The following is an 18,146-nucleotide window of genomic DNA, read 5'->3' on the forward strand; positions in this document are numbered from 1 at the left end:
TGGTCGGCACGCTTTTTGTAGAGTCGAGCCATGCTCGACTGCTCTTCATGAGTCAAGCATGGCTCGACTCTACAGAGACACAGAGCGCCCCTACTACACGGCGCTGTGCAATCCGCGATCGGCTGCATGGCGCTCCAGCGCCAGTTCGATCAGGCGCGTGATCAGCGTGGTGTAGTCCACACCGCTGGCGCCCCACAGCTTCGGGTACATGCTGATGCGGGTGAAGCCCGGCAGCGTGTTGACCTCGTTGATGACGATCTCGCCGTCTGCGGTGAGGAACACATCCACGCGCGCCATGCCCGCACACTCCAGCGCCTGGTAGGCCCGCAGCGCGATCTGCTGGATACGCGCCTGGGTTGCAGCATCGATATCCGCCGGCACCACCACCTCGGCGCCATCATCGTTGATGTACTTGGTGTCGTAGGCGTAGAACTCATCGTGCACCACCACCTCGCCGCACAGGCTGGCCTGCGGCTGTTCGTTGCCCAGCACCGCGCACTCGATCTCACGGCCGACCACCGCCGATTCGACCAGCACTTTGTGGTCATAACGCAGCGCCAATGCAAGTGCCTCGGCGAAGCCCGCAGCATCCTTGACCTTGCTCACACCCACCGACGAACCCTGGTTGGCCGGCTTCACGAACAACGGCAGGCCGAGCTGAGCGATCACCGCATCGACATCGACGTCGGCGGCCTGGTGACGCCGGATGCACAGCCACGGCGCCACCTGCAGGCCAGCGTCGCGCAACAGGCGCTTGGTCACGTCCTTGTCCATCGCCACCGCCGAGCCCAGCACCGGCGAACCGACGAAGGGCAGGTTCGCCATGCGCAGCAGCCCCTGCAGCGCACCGTCCTCGCCCAGCGGCCCGTGCACGATCGGCAGCACCACATCGATCTGGCCCAGCGCACTGGCCGCATTGGACGGCTGCAGCTGCGCCTGTTCCGCACCCGGGCGCACCGCCAACGACTGGCCTGAGCGATGCAGCGCGATGCGCGACGGATCATCGGCATTGATCAGGAAGGTATCCGGCTGGCTCAGATGCCACTGGCCCTGCTTGTCGATACCGACCAGCACCGGCTCGAAGCGCTTGCGATCAAGCGCATCAAGGATGTTCTTCGCCGACTGCAGCGAAACTTCGTGCTCGGAGGACTTGCCCCCGAAGATGATGCCGACCCGGGTCCGTGCCATGGTGTTGCGATGTCCTGTGCGTTGCGTGGCCGTACAGCATGAACCTTCCATTGCCGCACAGGTGAGGCACAGATGAACCGCCTGGCGGTCGGCTCGAGTAGCGGCCAACCCTGGTTGGCACCCCCGGAAATCCAGCGCCGACCAAGGTCGGCATCTACCAACGCGAGATACCCCGGATAGTCCGACAGATCGCTGGAACCTGTCGAAGGCGGGGTGGATCCGGTTGCGGGGGTGTCCGCGGCATGGGCCCGAGGCATGCCTCGGGCGGGTTGGGCAGGACGCCCAACCCCGGTCTTGCCGTGTGCGCAGGACAGCGCACACGAGCAAGCCGCGGCCAAGCCCCCAGGGACGGGTTTACGGCGTCCCCCGCAACCGGACCCACCCCGACATCCCACGGAATGCACGCCGTTGCTTCGGCTGTTGCCGTTGCCGTTGCCGTTGCCTGTGCGGGTGCCGGGCGGCAGCCCGGCCCAAGCCCCCCACCCACGCAGGTAGAATGCGCACATGGCTCTCTCCCTGCTCAAGTCTCTCAAGCCGGTCGCTGGCCGCGCCCTGCAGATCGCCCTGAACCGCGCGCTGGCGCTGGATCCGGATACCCGCCATGCACTGGCCAGCCTCGACGGCCGGCATATCGACCTGACCCTGGAAGCGCCGTCGCTGGCCATGCGCATCAGCGTCGATGGCGACCAGTTGCGGGTCGGCCCGGTGGACGCGCAGGAAGCCGACCTGGCCGTGCGCAGCAGCCTGGCCGGCGTGCTGGCGCAGCTGCCGCTGCTGGCCCACGCACGGCGCGGCGACAACAACGGCAAGGGCCGCGTGCGCGTGGCCGGTGATGCCGAACTGGCGCGCCGCCTGCAGCAGCTGGCCAAGGGCTTCGACCCGGACTGGCAGCAGCCGTTCGTCGGCGTGTTCGGCGACGTGCTGGGCGTGCAGGTGGCCAACACCCTGCGCAGCGCCCTGCAGCATGCGCGCCAGGGCGCCATCGACCTGGCCCACAGTGCCGCCGAGTTCATCACCGAGGAATCGCGTGACGTGGTGCCGCGCGCCGAGCTGGATGCTTTCCACGATGACGTGGACGTGCTGCGCGACGACGTCGAGCGCCTCGGTGCACGCGTGCAGCGTCTGCGGGGTGCCGCATGAAGGCCGTGCTGCGTGCCAGCCGCATCGGCCGGGTGATCCTGCGTTACCGCCTCGACGACCTGCTGCAGGGCACTCCCGCCGAGCGCTGGCTGCGCCTGGCCAAGCCGTTCGTGCCGCGCGCCTCGGCCGACATCGCCGCTCAGTCGCGCGGTGCACGCCTGCGCCTGGCGCTGCAGGATCTGGGCCCGATCTTCGTCAAGTTCGGCCAGATCCTGTCCACCCGCCGCGACCTTGTGCCGCCGGATGTGGCCAATGAACTGACCCTGCTGCAGGACCGGGTCAAGCCGTTCGATGGCGAGACCGCGCGTCGCATCGTCGAGGAAGCGCTGGGCCTGCCGGTCAGCGAGGCCTTCGCCAGCTTCGACACCGAACCGCTGGCCTCGGCGTCGATCGCACAGGTGCACGCGGCGACGTTGGCCGATGGCCGCCAGGTGGTGGTCAAGGTGCTGCGCCCGGGCATCGAGAAACAGATCGACGCCGATATCGCGTTGCTCAATTCGCTGGCTGCCCTGGTCGAGCGCACCCACCCGCGCGCCGACAAGATCCGCCCGCGCGAAGTGGTGGCCGAAGTCGAGAACACCCTGGCTGCCGAGCTGGACCTGCAGCGCGAAGGCGCCAATGCCAGCGTGCTGCGCCGCTTCTGGGAAAACAGCGACGATCTGTACGTGCCGGAAGTGATCTGGAGCCACACCGCCGAGCGGGCACTGACCCTGGAGCGCGTGTGGGGCATCCCGTCCGATGACATCGCCGCACTGGACAAGGCCGGCATCGACCGCAAGGCGCTGGCCGCCAAGGGCGTGCGGGTGTTCTACACCCAGGTGTTCCGCGACAACTTCTTCCATGCCGATGCGCATGCCGGCAATATCTGGGTCGACACCGATCCGGCGCGCCGCGCCAACCCGCGCTTCATCGCGCTGGACTTCGGCATCATGGGCCAGCTCTCGCAGGAAGATCAGTACTACCTGGCCGAGAACTTCATGGCCATCTTCAACCGCGATTACCGCCGCATCGCCGAACTGCACGTGCAGGCGCGCTGGATGCCCGACAACGTGCGCATCGACGATCTCGAGGCGGCCGTGCGTTCGGTGTGCGAGCCGTACTTCACCCGGCCGCTGTCGCAGATCTCGCTGGCCGAAGTGCTGATGAAGCTGTTCCGCGTGGCCCAGCGTTACCAGCTGACCCTGCAGCCGCAGCTGATCCTGCTGCAGAAGACCCTGCTGAACATCGAAGGCGTCGGCCGCCAGCTCGACCCGCAGATCGACATCTGGGCGGTGGCCAAGCCGGTGCTGGCAAAGATCCTGCGCGAGCGTTACAGCCCGCGCCGGGTGGTGCGCGAGATCGGCAAGCGCCTGCCGGAAATCATGACCCACGCGCCGGACATGCCGCGCCTGGTGCACGCCTGGCTGACCCAGCAGGTGGAAGGCCGCCACGAACTGGCGATGCGTTCGCGGGATCTGGTCGCGCTCGACGCCAGCCTGCAGCGCCTGCAGAAGCGCGCGGTGGGAGCGATCACCGGCGTCGGCCTGCTGGCCATCGCCGCGCTGATGTACGTGCTGCAGCCGCCGGGCTGGTACTGGGGCGACGTGCCGGCGTGGAGCTGGCTGTCCGGTGCGCTCGGCGCAGTGGCGCTGCTGCGCGCGTGGTGGAAGTAGGCCCCATGCTGCAGGCACTCAAGGACGAACTGGCCCGCTTCGGCGCCGACAACGACGCACGCGAAAGCGAGCGCGGCCGACGCATGCTCAACATCACGCCCGACACCGGTGAATTCCTGTCGGTGCTGGTGCGCTTCGGCAACACTCGCCGGGTGCTGGAAATCGGTACGTCCAATGGCTATTCCGCGCTGTGGCTGGCCGAGGCAACCGCCGCCATCGACGGCCACGTGACCACGCTGGAATACGCCGAGGACAAGGTGGCGATGGCGCGTGATACCTTCGCGCGCAGTGGCCTGGCCGATCGCATCACGCTGGTCCACGACGATGCCGGGCTCTGGCTGGTACAGGCCGCCGATGCCAGCATTGACCTGCTGTTCCTCGATTCGGACCGCGGGCAGTATGCCGGCTGGTGGCCGCAGCTGCGCCGCGTGCTGCGCCCGGGTGGCCTGCTGGTGGTGGACAACGCCACCTCGCATGCGGAAGAGATGCAACCGCTGCGCGTGCTGCTGGACGCTGATCCAGACTTCAGCACCAGCCTGGTGCCGGTGGGCAATGGCGAGCTGCTGGCCGTGCGCAGCGCCTGACCGCGCTACAGGTAGGTGCCAACCTTGGTTGGCACGCTGTTGCCGGTCGTGCAGAGCAGCCGAGCATGGGCTCGGCTCTACAGGAAGCAGGCCCTTATAATCCCGCGGTGAGCACCGAACCCGATACCCTCGCCGCGGTCGAGACCGACACCGCGCCCCTGCAGCTGCTGCACCTGGATGAGCGCCTGGCCGTGGTCAACAAGCCTGCCGGGCTGATGGTCCACGACAGCAAGCTGGCCCGTGGCGAAGACGACTTCCTGGCCGACCGCCTGCGCGAGCAGCTGGGCCGCCCGATCTTCCTCGTGCATCGCCTGGACCGGGCCACCAGTGGCTGCCTGCTGCTGGCCTTCGACCGCGATACCGCCAGCGCGCTGGGCAAGGCGCTGATGGGCGGCGAAGTGCTGAAGGACTACCTGACCGTCTGCCGCGGCTGGCCGGTCGAACTCGCCTGGCGGGTCGACCACGATCTGGACGGTGGCCCGGGCAAGCCGGTGAAGAAGCCGGCAGTGACCGACTTCCAGCGCCTGGCCACCGGCGAGCTGTCGGTGCCGGTCGGTGAGTTCACCAGCTCGCGCTACGCACTGCTGCGTTGCCAGCCGCAGACCGGGCGCTTCCGGCAGATCCGCCGGCACCTGAAGCATCTCTCGCATCACATGATCGGCGACACCAGCCACGGCGATGGTCGCCACAACCGCATCTTCCGCATGCAGGGCGTGCACCGCATGCTGCTGCACGCCGAGCGCCTGCGCTTCCCGCATCCGGATGGTGGCACGGTGGACGTCCGCGCGCCGTTGGACGGCGGGTTCCAGAAGGCGCTGGACCTGTTCGGCTGGCAGGTGGATACCGATTGACGGTATTGCCGGCCGCTGGCCGGCATCTGCGCGATTCCAGATGTAATGGGGAGCCGGCCAGCGGCCGGGACTACCTCATTTCTTTTCCGGCTCGTTGACGATCGCTTCCAGATCCTTCTGCAGGTCCGCGAACAGCGGCTGCATGCGCGCCTGGATCGCCACCATCACGTTCTGCATCAGCGCCGGGGTCTTGTCCAGCAGGCTCTGGCCGGCCGCGCTCTCGTAGAACTCGGCCATCGCCAGCACGTCTTCCTTGCTGAAGGTCTTTTTGTACAGGTCCACGTACATCGGCCGCAGCTGCTGCCAAGACAGGGCCTGTCGCAGGGTCTGGCTGGTCCGCGCCTGGATCCGCTTCAGCTGTTCCTGCTGCTGGGCGTTGAGCTGGCGCTGTGCGGCTACCTGCTGGAACTGCTGCTGCTGCATCGCCTCGATCTGCGGCAGCATGGTGTCGATCATGCTCTGCGCACGTGACGCGGACAGCAGGCGGTTGATGTCGCCATCGGTGGGTGGCGCGGCCAGAGCCGGAACGCTCGCCACGGCCAGCGCCAGCAGCAGGGCGGCGCGGCGCAGCAGGGACGGCAGGGCGGGTGCGGTGCGGGTCATGCGGGGCTTCCTGCAGTACATGGAACGGCCAGCATACCCGCAGCCAAGGCGAAGGCGGCGTGTTCGGTACCTGATCGGCGGCATACGGGGCGCGATGCCGCACTCCGGTGTGTGGCTGCCGCTACAATGCGCGGATGGGCAGTGGACCGGTCACCATCAGCGCGCAGCTTGAAATCCCCGACGGCGAGATCGTCGAGCGGTTCGTGCGTGCCAGTGGCGCCGGTGGCCAGAACGTCAACAAGGTCTCCACCGCGGTGGAACTACGTTTCGATGTGGCCAACTCGCCCTCGTTGCCCGAACCCTTGCGCGCGCGCCTGCTGGCGCGGCGTGACCGGCGCATGACCGGCGAAGGCGTGCTGGTCATCGACGCGCAACGTTTCCGGACCCAGGATCGCAATCGCGAGGATGCGCGCGATCGGCTGGCGGCCTTCATCCAGGCCGGGCTGAGCGTGCCCAAGCCGCGCAAGGCCACCAAGCCGACCCTCGGGTCGAAACTGCGTCGTCTGGACGCCAAACGCGGGCGCGCGCAGATCAAGCGCGGGCGCTCATCACGTGACTGGGAGTGATTGCTTGAACAACCCGACTTCGTTGCTGCCGGCCGTGCCGCCGCAGATGCCGCAGGTCAAACCCAACGCCTTCCTGCGCTGGCTGGCGCGCTGCACCCTGCGCATGGGTGGCTGGAAGGTGACCGGTACCCTGCCTGACATCCCCAGGCTGGTCTTCATCATCGCCCCGCATTCGTCCAACTGGGATGGACTATGGGGCATGGCCGCGAAGATCGCGCTGGGCATGAAGGTGAAGGTGCTGGGCAAGGCATCGCTGTTCTGGTGGCCGCTCGGCCCGCTGCTGCACAAGCTGGGCGTGATCCCGCTGGACCGCAGCTCGCCGCAGGGCACCGTCGGCCAGGCCGTGGACCTGCTGCGCAACAACGAGAAGATGTGGTTCGCCATCACGCCCGAGGGCACCCGCAAGGCCGTGAAGGACTGGAAGGCCGGCTTCCTGAAGATCGCGCGGATGGCCGACGTGCCGATCCTGGCCGCGTATTTCCACTACCCGGAAAAGACCATCGGCATCGGCCCGCTGTTCACGCCGACCGGCGATGATGCCGCCGACATGGCCGCCATCCGCGAGTTCTACCGGCCCTGGATCGGCAAGACCCGCGGTACGGTCTGAGCCTGCCGCAGGCCGCCGCATAGACGCCACGTCCGGCACATGCCGGGCGAGCGCGACAGGAGTAGGGTGGAGGGCTGGTATCCCGTACCGTCTGCCCCAAGGAGTGTTTTACATGTCGCGTACCGTAGTCCTGGCCGCCGCCATCAGCCTGGCGCTGGCGGCCTGTTCCGGCAAGGAGTCCACCCCCGTGTCCGATGCCCAGAAAGCCCCGGCCCAGCAGCCGGCCGAAGCCTCCACCAATCCGCTGCTGAGCGCCAGCACGCTGCCGTTCCAGGCGCCGCAGTTTGACAAGATCAAGGACAGCGACTACCTGCCGGCGTTCGAAGAAGGCATGCGCCAGCACCTGGCCGACGTACGCAAGATCGCCGACAGCAGCGAACCGGCCACCTTCGACAACACCATCGTGGCGATGGAGCGCAGCGGCGAGACCTTGAACCGCGTGTCGCGCATCTTCTTCGGCCTGGTCCAGGCCGATACCAATGATGCACGGCAGAAGATCCAGGAAGAAGTGGCGCCGAAGCTGGCCGCGCACCAGGACGAGATCAACCTCGATCCGAAGCTGTTCGCGCGCGTGAAGTCGATCTATGACCAGCGCGACACGCTGGAGCTGGACCCGGTGCAGAAGCGCCTGGTCGAGCACTACTATGACGGTCTGGTGCGCGCCGGTGCGCAGCTGTCCGACGCCGACAAGGCGAGCCTGCGCAAGCTCAACGTGGAAGAGACCACGCTCTCCACCCAGTTCCACACCCGCCTGGTGGCCGCTACCGCCGCTGCCGCCGTTGTCGTCGACGACAAGGCCAAGCTGGCCGGCCTGGACGACAATGCGATCAACAACGCTGCGTCTGCCGCCAAGGATCGCAAGCTGGATGGCAAGTTCCTGCTGCCGCTGCAGAACACCACCCAGCAGCCGGTGCTCGGTTCGCTGACCGACCGTGACCAGCGCGCTGCCGTGCTGAAGGCCTCGGAAACCCGCGCCGAACGTGGCGATGCCAACGACACCCGGCAGACCGTGCAGCGCCTGGCCCAGCTGCGTGCGCAGAAGGCCAAGCTGCTCGGCTTCGACACCTTCGCCGACTACCAGCTGGGCGATCAGATGGCCAAGAACCCGGCTGCCGCGCTCAAGCTGCTGACCGACACCGTGCCGGCCGCCACCGCCAAGGCCCGCGCCGAGGCCGGCGAGATCCAGAAGGTGATCGACGCGCAGAAGGGTGGCTTCCAGGTCGCTGCATCGGACTGGGACTTCTACGCCGAGCAGGTGCGCAAGGCCAAGTACGATCTGGACGAGTCGCAGATCAAGCCGTACTTCGAACTGGACAACGTGCTGCAGAACGGCGTCTTCTACGCCGCCACCCAGCTGTACGGCATCACCTTCAAGCCGCGTACCGACATTCCGACCTACAACCCGGACATGAAGGTGTACGAAGTGTTCGACAAGGACGGCACCTCGCTGGCCCTGTTCTACACCGACTACTTCAAGCGTGACAGCAAGTCCGGCGGCGCCTGGATGGACGTGTTCGTCGAGCAGGACGGCCTGACCGGTGCCAAGCCGGTGGTCTACAACGTCTGCAACTTCACCAAGCCGGCCGCCGGCCAGCCTGCGCTGATCAGCTTCGACGACGTCACCACCATGTTCCATGAGTTCGGCCACGCACTGCATGGCATGTTCTCGAACGTGAAGTACCCGTCGATCGCCGGCACCGCCACCTCGCGCGACTTCGTCGAGTTCCCGTCGCAGTTCAACGAGCACTGGGCGCTGGATCCGAAGGTGTTCGCCAACTACGCCAAGCACTACAAGACCGGCGAGGCGATGCCGCAGGAACTGGTCGATAAGATCCTCAAGGCACGCAGCTTCAACCAGGGCTATGCGACCACCGAGTACCTGTCGGCCGCACTCCTCGACCTGGCCTGGCACACGCAGAAGGCCGATGCCCCGCTGCAGGATGTCGGCGCCTTTGAAGCCAGTGCGCTGAAGAAGTTCAAGGTCGACCTGCCGCAGGTGCCGCCGCGTTACCGCACCACCTACTTCGACCACATCTGGGGTGGTGGTTACTCGGCCGGTTACTACGCTTACTTCTGGGCCGAAGTGCTGGACCATGACGCCTACCAGTGGTTCACCGAACACGGTGGCCTGACCGCGGCCAACGGCCAGGAATTCCGCGACAAGATCCTCTCGCGCGGCAACAGCGTGGAGCTGTCGACCCTGTACCGCGATTTCCGCGGCAAGGATCCGTCGGTGGAACCGCTGCTGAAGTTCCGCGGGCTGAAATAACAGAACGAAAACGGCGGGGGCAACCCCGCCGTTTTTCCTTGTGTAGAGCCGAGCCCTTGCTCGGCTGCCTTTCCACGAAAAGCCAGTCGAGCGTGGCTCGACTCTACACAAGCGGTTTACGTGCCCACGTGCACCCGGTTCGCCTGCTCGGCCAACCCCAGGTGGTCCAGCGCGATATCCAGCGCCAGCACATAGCTCTGCGCACCGTAACCAGCGGCGATGCCCAGCCGCTGGCCGACACCCGCCGGCAGGCACGGCTCGGCCACCGCGCCGTCGTCGTGCACTTCCACGTAGGCGTTGTGCAGGTAGGGCAGTAGCCGCTGCAGGCGCAGGCTGTTGGCACACGCACCCGGATCCAGCAGGGTCACCTCGCCGCGACTGTGGTCGGCCACGCGCAGCGCATCCAGCAGTTCCTGTTCCGAACCGCAGGCACGGATCGCGACGCTGGTACCGGCGTCGATCGCGCGATGCACCAGCGACTTCAATACCGGCGCCGGCAGCGGCATTGCCGTGCGGATCAACGCACCGGACGCTTCCGGGCCACGGATGATGAAGATCGACATGGCTCAGCCCTCCTGTGCCAGGCGGCGGCCGACAATGGCCAGCGACAACGGGTAACCAGCCTGCTGGCTGCGTTGGTCGACCACCACGGCGGCGGGGCCGTGCTGCAGGCGCAGGCGTGCATCCAGACCGGGTTCGCTGGGGGCCTGCAGCTCGATGTACTGCGCCGGCAGCCGTTCCAGCGCCGCCTGCAGCGCGCCACCTTCGGCCTGCCATTGCGCCTCATCGGCGGCACCGACATCCAGCAGTACCCAGTCGGCCGAGCGCGCCTGCGGCTGGCACAGGCACTGGCGCACTTCGGACAGGCTGGCGCAGTCGCTGCACAGCACGCGATGGCCACTCAGCTGCGCCGGCAACTGCGGGCGCGGCGCCGACGAAGACGCGTGACGGATCACCAGGAGGGTCATACAACACCTTGCGGAATGCGCCCTGTGGCGCGGTGGGCACACGATGCGCGCGGTGGCCGTAAAGGTGCGATGCCCGCTGCCGGGCCGGGGCGTAAAACCTGCGTAACCCGTTTTGTAGAGCCGAGCCCATGCTCGACTGCTCTGCGCCTCAGTCGAGCAAGCTCGACGCTACAAGAGCAAGCCTCGCATGGGCTCGGCTCTACAGGTTCCAGGCGCGGGAACCTCCTGCGCTCGGATGTGGTCTGATAGCGCTACTACTTATTCGGAGCCTGTCATGGATGCTGTTGCCCGCCCCCCGTTTTCCGAACGTGCGCTGGTCTGGCTGAAGAAGGAGGCGCTGCCGTTGCTGGTGATGCTCGGCCTGCTCGCCGCCGCCCGCGATACCCTCGCCAACCACTACGTGGTGCCCAGCGGCTCGATGCAGCCGACCCTGCAGCCCGGCGACCGGGTGGTGGTGGACATGCGCGCCTATGGCCTGCGCCTGCCGTTCACCGGCAAGGAACTGATGGCGACCGGCACCCCGCAGCGCGGCGAAGTGGCGGTATTCGACTCGCCGGCCGACGGCACCCGCCTGATCAAGCGCGTGGCTGCAGTGGCAGGTGACCATGTGCAGCTGCGCGAAGGCCATCTGAGCATCAACGGCCAGCCGCTGCAGATTGCAGACCTTCAGGACGTGGAGGCCTTCGGAGACCGCCATGCCAGCCTCGACCTGGATATGGGCGGCGGCCCGGACATCGCTGACCTGGTGGTGCCGGACGGCAAGGTACTGGTGCTGGGTGACCACCGTGGCAACAGCTTCGATGGCCGCTTCTTCGGCTTCGTCGACGCTGACAAGGTCTATGGGCGCGCCGTGGCGGTCTACTACCGCCGGGGCGCCGGTTTCGAGTGGCAGCGTCTGTAAGCTGAATTGATACTTTTGATGTATCAATCCTGACCTATCAGGTTATGGATCGACTGGATGGACGGGCCTAGTCTGAGGCCCGTTCCCTCCCACGTCCGGCCGCCCCACCGGCCCATCGATCCCATGACTGGCGAAACCGTGGTGGCCGTCGAAGGCCGCCCCTCCACTGTCGATTCCATCGCCGAGACCCGCATCCAGCAGGGCACGCCGGCCTTCCGCCGCACCGCGATGGCGATGTTCCTGGCCGGTTTCTCCACCTTCGGCCTGCTCTACACGGTGCAGCCGCTGCTGCCGGAGTTCAGCCGTCATTTCGGCGTGTCCGCCGCAGGCAGCGCGATGTCGTTGTCGTTGACCACCGGCACGCTGGCGGTGGCGATGCTGCTGGCTGGCCTGCTCTCCGACGCGGTTGGCCGCCGCCCGATGATGATCGCCGCGCTGCTGGCCTCGGCCACGCTGTCGCTGTGCACCGCGCTCGTGGATGACTGGACCACGCTGCTGGTGCTGCGCACGCTGCTCGGCCTGGCGTTGAGCGGCGTGCCGGCAGTGGCGATGACCTACCTTGTCGAGGAAATGGACAGCCGCGCGCTGGGCCTGGCGATGGGCCTGTACATCGGCGGCAACGCCATTGGCGGCATGAGCGGGCGCCTGCTGGCCGGCATCATCGCCGACCACTGGGGCTGGCGCTGGGGCATCGGCGTCGTCTCGATCATCGCCGTGGCCAGTACCGTCCTGCTGTGGCTGCAGCTGCCACCGTCGCGGCATTTTCACGCACGTCGCGGTGGCCTGCGCCAATTGCCGTCGCGCTGGCGCACGCTGTTCGCCGACCCGGGCCTGCCGTGGCTGTTCGCTACCTCGTTCGTGCTGATGGGCGTGTTCGTCACCCTCTACAACTACCTCGGGTATCACCTGCTGGCGCCGCCGTACCACCTCAGCCAGACCGTGGTCGGGCTGATCTTCAGCGTATACCTGGTGGGGACCTTCAGTTCGGCGTGGATGGGCCAGCAGGCCACGCGTTACGGGCGCGGGCGCATCCTGTCGATCTCGTTTGCGTTGATCGGCGCCGGCATCGCGCTGTTGGCGCTGCCGTGGCTGAGCACGATGGCGCTGGGTATCGCGCTGGTCACGTTCGGCTTCTTCGGCGGTCACTCGGTGGCCAGCAGCTGGGTCGGCAGCCGCGCCGGTGCGATGCGCGCCGAAGCCTCGGCGCTGTACCTGTTCGCCTATTACCTGGGTTCGAGCGTGCTCGGTGGTGCAGGCGGCCTGGCCTATGCAGCGTGGGATTGGCTGGGCGTGTGCCTGTTCGCCGCCGTGCTGACCCTGATCGGCGGTGGCATTGTCTGGGCGCTGCAGCAGCGCGCCCCGCAGCCGCTGACGGCGTGAACCTGCTCTGGTAGATGCCGACCTTGGTCGGCGCCGTGGCCGTGGGCCAACCAAGGTTGGCCGCTACCGGGGGTTGCACGCTTACCCCCCCGCAAACGCCTCACGCAGCAGCCCGGCGAAGTTGCGGATCAGTGGTGTCACCCCTTCGCGGTGCCACGCCAGCTGCACCTCCGAATGCGCACCTGCATCGGCCAGCGCCACGAAGCGCGCGCCTTCCACCCGGATGTGATCGCAGGACGACGGCAGGATCGCCGCACCCAGGCCCGCAGCGGCCAGACTGATCAGCGTCGACGCCTCACCGGCCTCCTGCACAATGCGCGGGGTGAAGCCCGCCGCCGCACACAACGCGATCATGTGGTCATGGATACCCGCGCCCGCACTGCGGCGGAACGCCACGAACGGCTCCTGCGCGAAGTCGCGCAGCGACAGCGTGCCCTGTTTCGACAGTCTGCGCAGGGCAGGGTGATCGGCATGCACGATCAACGCCAGCGGATCGACGAACAGGCTGTGCGCCACCAGTTCCGGCGGCAACGCGCGCTTGCGGATGATGCCCACGTCCAGGCTGCCATCGAGCAGCGCATCGATCTGCTGCAGGGTGTTCATCTCGCTCAGCTGCAGCCGCACCTGCGGGTACTGCTGGCGGTAGCGCAGGATCGAACGCGGAATCTGCGGTGACAGTGGCGTCGCCCGGGTCAGCCCGATACGTAGTTCGCCCTGCTCGCCGCGCTGCGCACGCTGCACCTCGTCCACTGCAGCCTCGACCTGCTGCACGATGGCGCGTGCACGTTCCTGCAGTAGTTCACCGGCAGGCGTCAGCTGCACACGACGATGGCTGCGCACGAACAGACGCGCACCGATCAGATCTTCCAGCTGGCGGATCTGCTGGCTGAGCGGCGGCTGCGACATACCCAGCCGCTCCGCCGCCTGTCCGAAGTGCAGCGTATCGGCGACGGCGAGGAAATAGCGCAGATGGCGAAGTTCGATGGACATGGGGCCAGTGTATTCATCGTCAGCCAGAAATGAATCAGAGAAGGGGTCAGAGCCCGTTGCGCAGCAACGGGATCCGACCCCGACAGATCGCGGGAATCTGTCAGAGGCGGGGCGGTGTGGGTGGGCAGGACCGTTGGCGCCATGGATGGCGCCATCGAGCCCCCATGGATGGGTTTACGGCGTGTCCTGACCACCCACACCGCTCCGCCATCCACGGATAGCCCGCTTTTGACGTTGCCGTTGCTTCGGCCTCTGCGGGTGCAGGGCGCAGCCCTGCCGAACACCCCTACCGCTCGGAATGCCCGCTCTGGTCGTAATCGCGCGGACTGAACAACTCCGGCTGGATCAGCTCGATGAACGCCCGCGCCTGCGCCGACAACGCCTTGCCGCGTCGCACGATCACCCCGTAACTGCGTTCCGGGAACCAGCGCTTCATCGACCGCGCCGCCAGCCGCTCGCGGTCGGCCTCGTTCAGGCACAGCGCCGGCACGATGGAAATGCCCATGCCCATCGCCACGTACTGCTTGATCACCTCCCAGCCGCCCACCTCCAGCGCCACGGTGTAGGCGATGCGGTGGCGCTGGAACACCTGGTCCACCAGGCGGTAGGTGATCTGCCGCTTCGGTGGCAGCACCAGTGGATAGCGCGCGATGTCGGCCAGCTCCAGCTCGCCGCCACTGGCCAGCGGATGGTCGTGCGGCGCGATCAGCACCTGCTCGAAGCGGTAGGCCGGCGCGTAGCTGAGGTCGGCCGGCACATCGGTCATCGAACCGATTGCCAGGTCGGCGGCGTCCTCGCGCAGCAGGTCGGTGCCATCGGCGCTGATCGCGTTATGCAGGGTCAGGCGCACGTCCGGGTGGTGCTGGCGGAAACGTTCGACGATTTTCGGCAGCAGGTACAGGATGGTTGAACTGTTGGCGGCGATGTTCAGCTCGCCCGCGTCCAGGCCGCGCACCTTGTCGCGGAAGCGCGCCTCCAGCCCGTCCAGGTTCTCCACCAGCGGCTGTGCCATTTCGTACAGCAGCTGGCCCTCGCGGCTGGGCACCAGGCGGCGCCCGCTGCGCTCGAACAACGGCACCCCCAGCTCCCGCTCCAGCGCCTGCAACTGCAGGCTGATCGCCGGCTGGCTGACGAAAAGTGCCTCAGCCGCCCGTGAGACCGAGCCCAGGCGCACCGTCTGGCAGAACGCGCGCAGTGGCTTCAGCCGGTCGGATTTGTAGGAAAAACGGGGGCTTGGAGGGGGCCGTGTGGTCATCGCGTCACAAGTATTAGCACAATTTATGTAGAACATTGCAAAAACTGTTTTGCCAAATACTCGACCTCGGCTGCACCGTGGAGACGTTCCCCCACCGCTGGAGTCGCCCCATGTCCGCCGTCGCATCCGCTGTTCCCACCCCCGCCAGCAAGGCCACCCCCGGCATCGCCCTGGCGACCCGCGTGGCCGGCCAGGACACCCTGCTGCCGGCGCCGCTGCTGGCCCTGCTGGTGTCGCTGCACCGCGCGGTGGAACCGGGTCGGCAGGCACGGCTGCTGGCGCGCCGCGAGCGCCAGGCGTTCTTCGACCAGGGTGGCCTGCCGGACTTCCGCGAAGACACCACCGCGATCCGCAGCGGCGACTGGCGCGTTGCGCCGCTGCCGGCCGCGCTGCTGGACCGCCGCGTCGAGATCACCGGCCCGACCGACCCGAAGATGGTCATCAACGCGCTGAACTCCGGCGCCAAGGTGTTCATGGCCGACTTCGAGGATTCGACCTCGCCGACCTGGCGCAACCTGCTGGCCGGCCAGCAGTCGCTGGCCGCCGCGGTGCGTGGCGATCTCGAATACACCGCACCCAATGGAAAGCACTACGCCCTGCGCCCGTACGACGAACAGGCGGTGCTGATCGTGCGCCCGCGCGGCTGGCACCTGGACGAGAAGCACGTGCGCATCGATGGCCAGTTCATCGCCGGCGGCCTGTTCGATGCGGCGGTGTTCGCCTTCCACAACGCCCGCACCCTGCAGGCGAAGGATCGTGGCCCGTACTTCTACCTGCCCAAGCTGCAGAGCATGGAAGAAGCGGCGCTGTGGGAGACCGCGCTGTCGCACATCGAAGGCATGCTCGGCCTGCCGCACGGGCAGATCAAGGTGACCGTGCTGATCGAAACGCTGCCGGCCGTGTTCGAGATGGATGAGATCCTGCACGCGCTGCGTGACCGCATTGTCGGCCTGAACTGTGGACGCTGGGACTACATCTTCTCGTACCTGAAGACCTTCCGCCGCCATGCCGACCGGGTGCTGCCCGAGCGCGGCCAGGTGACCATGACCCAGCCGTTCCTGAAGGCGTATTCGGAGCTGCTGATCCAGACCTGCCATCGCCGCGGTGCGCATGCGATGGGCGGCATGGCCGCGCAGATTCCGATCAACAACGATGCCGCTGCCAACGAACAGGCGATGGCCCGCGTGCGCGCCGACAAGCTGCGCGAAGTCACCGCCGGCCACGACGGCACCTGGGTCGCGCACCCGGCGCTGATTCCGGTGGCGATGGCGATCTTCGACGAGCACATGCCCGGTGCGAACCAGCACCGCGTGCTGCGCCAGGATGTGCGCGTCGGCCGCGATGAACTGATCGCACGGCCGCCCGGCACCATCACCCGCGCCGGCTTCGAAGGCAACGTGGAAGTCTGCGTGCGCTACCTGGCGGCATGGCTGGATGGCAACGGCTGCGTGCCGATCCATCACCTGATGGAAGACGCGGCCACCGCCGAGATCAGCCGCAGCCAGCTGTGGCAGTGGCTGCATACGCCTGGCCAGCAGCTGGACGACGGCACCGCCATCGACCTGGCACTGCTGGATGCCACGCTGGCACAGCTGCCGGCACGGCTGGGTGACACCGCCACGCTGCCCGGTGGCGCACGCATCGGCGAGGCCATCGCCCTGCTCGGCGAACTGAGCCGCAGCGACGAACTGACCGATTTCCTGACCCTGCCGGCCTACGCGCGCATCGACTGATCGCCGCCCGCGTTTCCCGCCGTTTCCCTCCCCGCTGCACGCACGAACCGAACTGGAGAAAGACATGAGCAAGCTGCCCACTGCCGAACAGATCCAGCACGACTGGGATACCAACCCGCGTTGGGAAGGCATCCAGCGCAACTACAGCGCCGCTGACGTGGTGCGCCTGCGCGGCACCGTCCACATCGAGCATTCGCTGGCCCGCCTGGGTGCGGAGAAGCTGTGGGCGTCGCTGCATGAGCGCGAGTTCGTCAACGCGCTGGGTGCATTGACCGGCAACCAGGCCATGCAGCAGGTCAAGGCCGGCCTGAAGGCGATCTACCTGTCCGGCTGGCAGGTGGCGGCCGACGCCAACCTGGCCGGCCAGATGTACCCGGACCAGTCGCTGTACCCGGCCGATTCGGTGCCGGCAGTGGTCAAGCGCATCAATAACACGCTGCTGCGCGCCGACCAGCTGCACCACGCCGAAGGCAAGGATGACATCGACTTCCTGCAGCCGATCGTGGCCGATGCCGAAGCCGGTTTCGGCGGCGTGCTCAATGCCTTCGAACTGATGAAGGCGATGATCGAAGCCGGTGCCGCCGGCGTGCATTTCGAAGACCAGCTGGCCTCGGTGAAGAAGTGCGGCCACATGGGTGGCAAGGTGCTGGTGCCGACCCGCGAGGCGATCGAGAAGCTCAACGCCGCGCGCCTGGCCGCCGACGTGCTGGGCGTGCCGACCCTGCTGGTGGCACGTACCGATGCCGAAGCCGCGGATCTGCTGACCAGCGACATCGATGGCAACGACAAGCCATTCGCCACCGGCGAGCGCACCGTGGAAGGCTTCTACAAGACCCGCAACGGCCTGGACCAGGCGATCAGCCGTGGCCTGGCCTACGCGCCCTATGCTGACCTGGTGTGGTGCGAGACCGGCAAGCCGGACCTGGAGTTTGCACGCAAGTTCGCCGAGGCGATCCATGCCAAGTTCCCGGGCAAGCTGCTGGCCTACAACTGCTCGCCCAGCTTCAACTGGAAGAAGAACCTGGACGACGCCACCATCGCCAAGTTCCAGCGCGAGTTGGGCAGCTACGGCTACAAGTTCCAGTTCATCACCCTGGCCGGCTTCCACGCGCTGAACTACGGCATGTTCAACCTGGCCCACGGCTATGCACGCCGCCAGATGAGTGCCTTCGTAGAGCTGCAAGAAGCCGAGTTCGAAGCCGCCGAGCGTGGCTTCACTGCGGTCAAGCATCAGCGTGAGGTTGGCACCGGCTACTTCGATGCGGTGACCCAGGCGATCCAGCAGGGCCAGTCCTCGACCACCGCATTGACCGGCTCGACCGAGGAAGAACAGTTCCACGGCGGGCGCAGCGAACGCGCCGCGTGATGCGGTAGTGGGGGGGGGGGGGGGGGGGGGGGGGGCGCGGGGGGGCGGGCGGGGGGGGGGGGGGGGGCGGGGGGGGGCGCCCCCAGGCGGGCC

General features: G+C 67.2%; 17 protein-coding genes. 11 read left to right on the plus strand and 6 right to left on the minus strand.

Annotated features, from left to right (window positions below; all coding sequences use genetic code 11):
* Window positions 1-93: 93 nt before the first annotated feature.
* A complete protein-coding gene (gene ddlA / locus V3B46_RS16350) occupies window positions 94-1,188 on the minus strand; it encodes a D-alanine--D-alanine ligase (RefSeq protein WP_329892353.1) in 1,095 nt (364 codons plus the stop codon).
* A gap of 504 nt (window positions 1,189-1,692) precedes the next feature.
* Between ddlA and V3B46_RS16355 the strand changes: the two genes are divergently transcribed.
* From V3B46_RS16355 to V3B46_RS16370, 4 genes are read left to right on the plus strand one after another with little or no spacing between them, the layout of a single operon-like run.
* Window positions 1,693-2,328 carry a ubiquinone biosynthesis accessory factor UbiJ gene (locus V3B46_RS16355; RefSeq protein ID WP_329892354.1) on the plus strand — a complete coding sequence of 212 codons (636 nt, stop codon included), beginning with the start codon at window positions 1,693-1,695 and terminating at the stop codon, window positions 2,326-2,328.
* Window positions 2,325-3,980 (plus strand): ubiquinone biosynthesis regulatory protein kinase UbiB, encoded by a 1,656-nt coding sequence (ubiB, locus tag V3B46_RS16360; RefSeq protein ID WP_329892355.1) that lies wholly within the window; start codon window positions 2,325-2,327, stop codon window positions 3,978-3,980. Before V3B46_RS16355 ends, ubiB begins: the two co-directional genes overlap by 4 nt.
* A gap of 5 nt (window positions 3,981-3,985) precedes the next feature.
* Window positions 3,986-4,564: an O-methyltransferase gene (locus V3B46_RS16365; protein ID WP_329892356.1), complete on the plus strand. Its 579-nt coding sequence runs from the start codon at window positions 3,986-3,988 to the stop codon at window positions 4,562-4,564.
* Window positions 4,561-5,415, plus strand: a complete 855-nt coding sequence (locus tag V3B46_RS16370; protein ID WP_489686296.1) for a pseudouridine synthase — start codon at window positions 4,561-4,563, stop codon at window positions 5,413-5,415. The genes V3B46_RS16365 and V3B46_RS16370 overlap by 4 nt, the downstream gene beginning before the upstream one ends.
* A gap of 75 nt (window positions 5,416-5,490) precedes the next feature.
* On the opposite strand, the gene V3B46_RS16375 is transcribed toward V3B46_RS16370, so the two are convergent.
* A complete protein-coding gene (locus V3B46_RS16375) occupies window positions 5,491-6,018 on the minus strand; it encodes a DUF2059 domain-containing protein (protein ID WP_010487093.1) in 528 nt (175 codons plus the stop codon).
* Window positions 6,019-6,152: 134 nt separating this feature from the next.
* On the opposite strand from V3B46_RS16375, the gene arfB reads away from it, so the two are divergent.
* The 3 genes from arfB to dcp all read left to right on the plus strand — a co-directional run bounded on the left by arfB (window position 6,153) and on the right by dcp (window position 9,460).
* Entirely contained in the window at window positions 6,153-6,584 is a 432-nt protein-coding gene (gene arfB / locus V3B46_RS16380; RefSeq protein ID WP_032130467.1) for an alternative ribosome rescue aminoacyl-tRNA hydrolase ArfB, read from the plus strand.
* 46 nt (window positions 6,585-6,630) lie between these two features.
* Window positions 6,631-7,191 (plus strand): lysophospholipid acyltransferase family protein, encoded by a 561-nt coding sequence (locus V3B46_RS16385; RefSeq protein ID WP_223276957.1) that lies wholly within the window; start codon window positions 6,631-6,633, stop codon window positions 7,189-7,191.
* 112 nt (window positions 7,192-7,303) lie between these two features.
* Window positions 7,304-9,460: a peptidyl-dipeptidase Dcp gene (gene dcp, locus V3B46_RS16390; protein ID WP_329892358.1), complete on the plus strand. Its 2,157-nt coding sequence runs from the start codon at window positions 7,304-7,306 to the stop codon at window positions 9,458-9,460.
* A gap of 116 nt (window positions 9,461-9,576) precedes the next feature.
* On the opposite strand, the gene V3B46_RS16395 is transcribed toward dcp, so the two are convergent.
* Both V3B46_RS16395 and V3B46_RS16400 read right to left on the minus strand, forming a co-directional pair.
* Window positions 9,577-10,023, minus strand: a complete 447-nt coding sequence (locus V3B46_RS16395) for a 3-dehydroquinate dehydratase (RefSeq protein ID WP_032968155.1) — start codon at window positions 10,021-10,023, stop codon at window positions 9,577-9,579.
* A 3-nt stretch (window positions 10,024-10,026) separates the two neighbouring features.
* Complete coding sequence (locus V3B46_RS16400; RefSeq protein ID WP_049461672.1) at window positions 10,027-10,428, minus strand: hypothetical protein; 402 nt, start codon at window positions 10,426-10,428, stop codon at window positions 10,027-10,029.
* Window positions 10,429-10,702: 274 nt separating this feature from the next.
* Between V3B46_RS16400 and lepB the strand changes: the two genes are divergently transcribed.
* Both lepB and V3B46_RS16410 read left to right on the plus strand, forming a co-directional pair.
* Window positions 10,703-11,329 (plus strand): signal peptidase I, encoded by a 627-nt coding sequence (lepB, locus tag V3B46_RS16405; protein ID WP_012509734.1) that lies wholly within the window; start codon window positions 10,703-10,705, stop codon window positions 11,327-11,329.
* 123 nt (window positions 11,330-11,452) lie between these two features.
* Complete coding sequence (locus tag V3B46_RS16410) at window positions 11,453-12,709, plus strand: MFS transporter (protein ID WP_154261931.1); 1,257 nt, start codon at window positions 11,453-11,455, stop codon at window positions 12,707-12,709.
* 81 nt (window positions 12,710-12,790) lie between these two features.
* On the opposite strand, the gene V3B46_RS16415 is transcribed toward V3B46_RS16410, so the two are convergent.
* Together V3B46_RS16415 and V3B46_RS16420 are read right to left on the minus strand one after the other, a co-directional pair.
* Window positions 12,791-13,699, minus strand: coding sequence for a LysR family transcriptional regulator (locus V3B46_RS16415; RefSeq protein ID WP_154261932.1), 909 nt, complete (start codon window positions 13,697-13,699; stop codon window positions 12,791-12,793).
* Window positions 13,700-13,985: 286 nt separating this feature from the next.
* Window positions 13,986-14,954 carry a LysR family transcriptional regulator gene (locus tag V3B46_RS16420; protein ID WP_154261933.1) on the minus strand — a complete coding sequence of 323 codons (969 nt, stop codon included), beginning with the start codon at window positions 14,952-14,954 and terminating at the stop codon, window positions 13,986-13,988.
* A gap of 110 nt (window positions 14,955-15,064) precedes the next feature.
* Here V3B46_RS16420 and aceB point away from each other — a divergent pair, with 110 nt between their 5' ends.
* Entirely contained in the window at window positions 15,065-16,687 is a 1,623-nt protein-coding gene (aceB, locus tag V3B46_RS16425) for a malate synthase A (RefSeq protein ID WP_329892359.1), read from the plus strand.
* Window positions 16,688-16,751: 64 nt separating this feature from the next.
* Window positions 16,752-18,053, plus strand: coding sequence for an isocitrate lyase (gene aceA, locus V3B46_RS16430; RefSeq protein WP_004153647.1), 1,302 nt, complete (start codon window positions 16,752-16,754; stop codon window positions 18,051-18,053).
* Window positions 18,054-18,146 lie beyond the last annotated feature (93 nt).

Source organism: Stenotrophomonas sp. SMYL11, assembly GCF_036320005.1.
Lineage (GTDB): Bacteria > Pseudomonadota > Gammaproteobacteria > Xanthomonadales > Xanthomonadaceae > Stenotrophomonas > Stenotrophomonas maltophilia_A.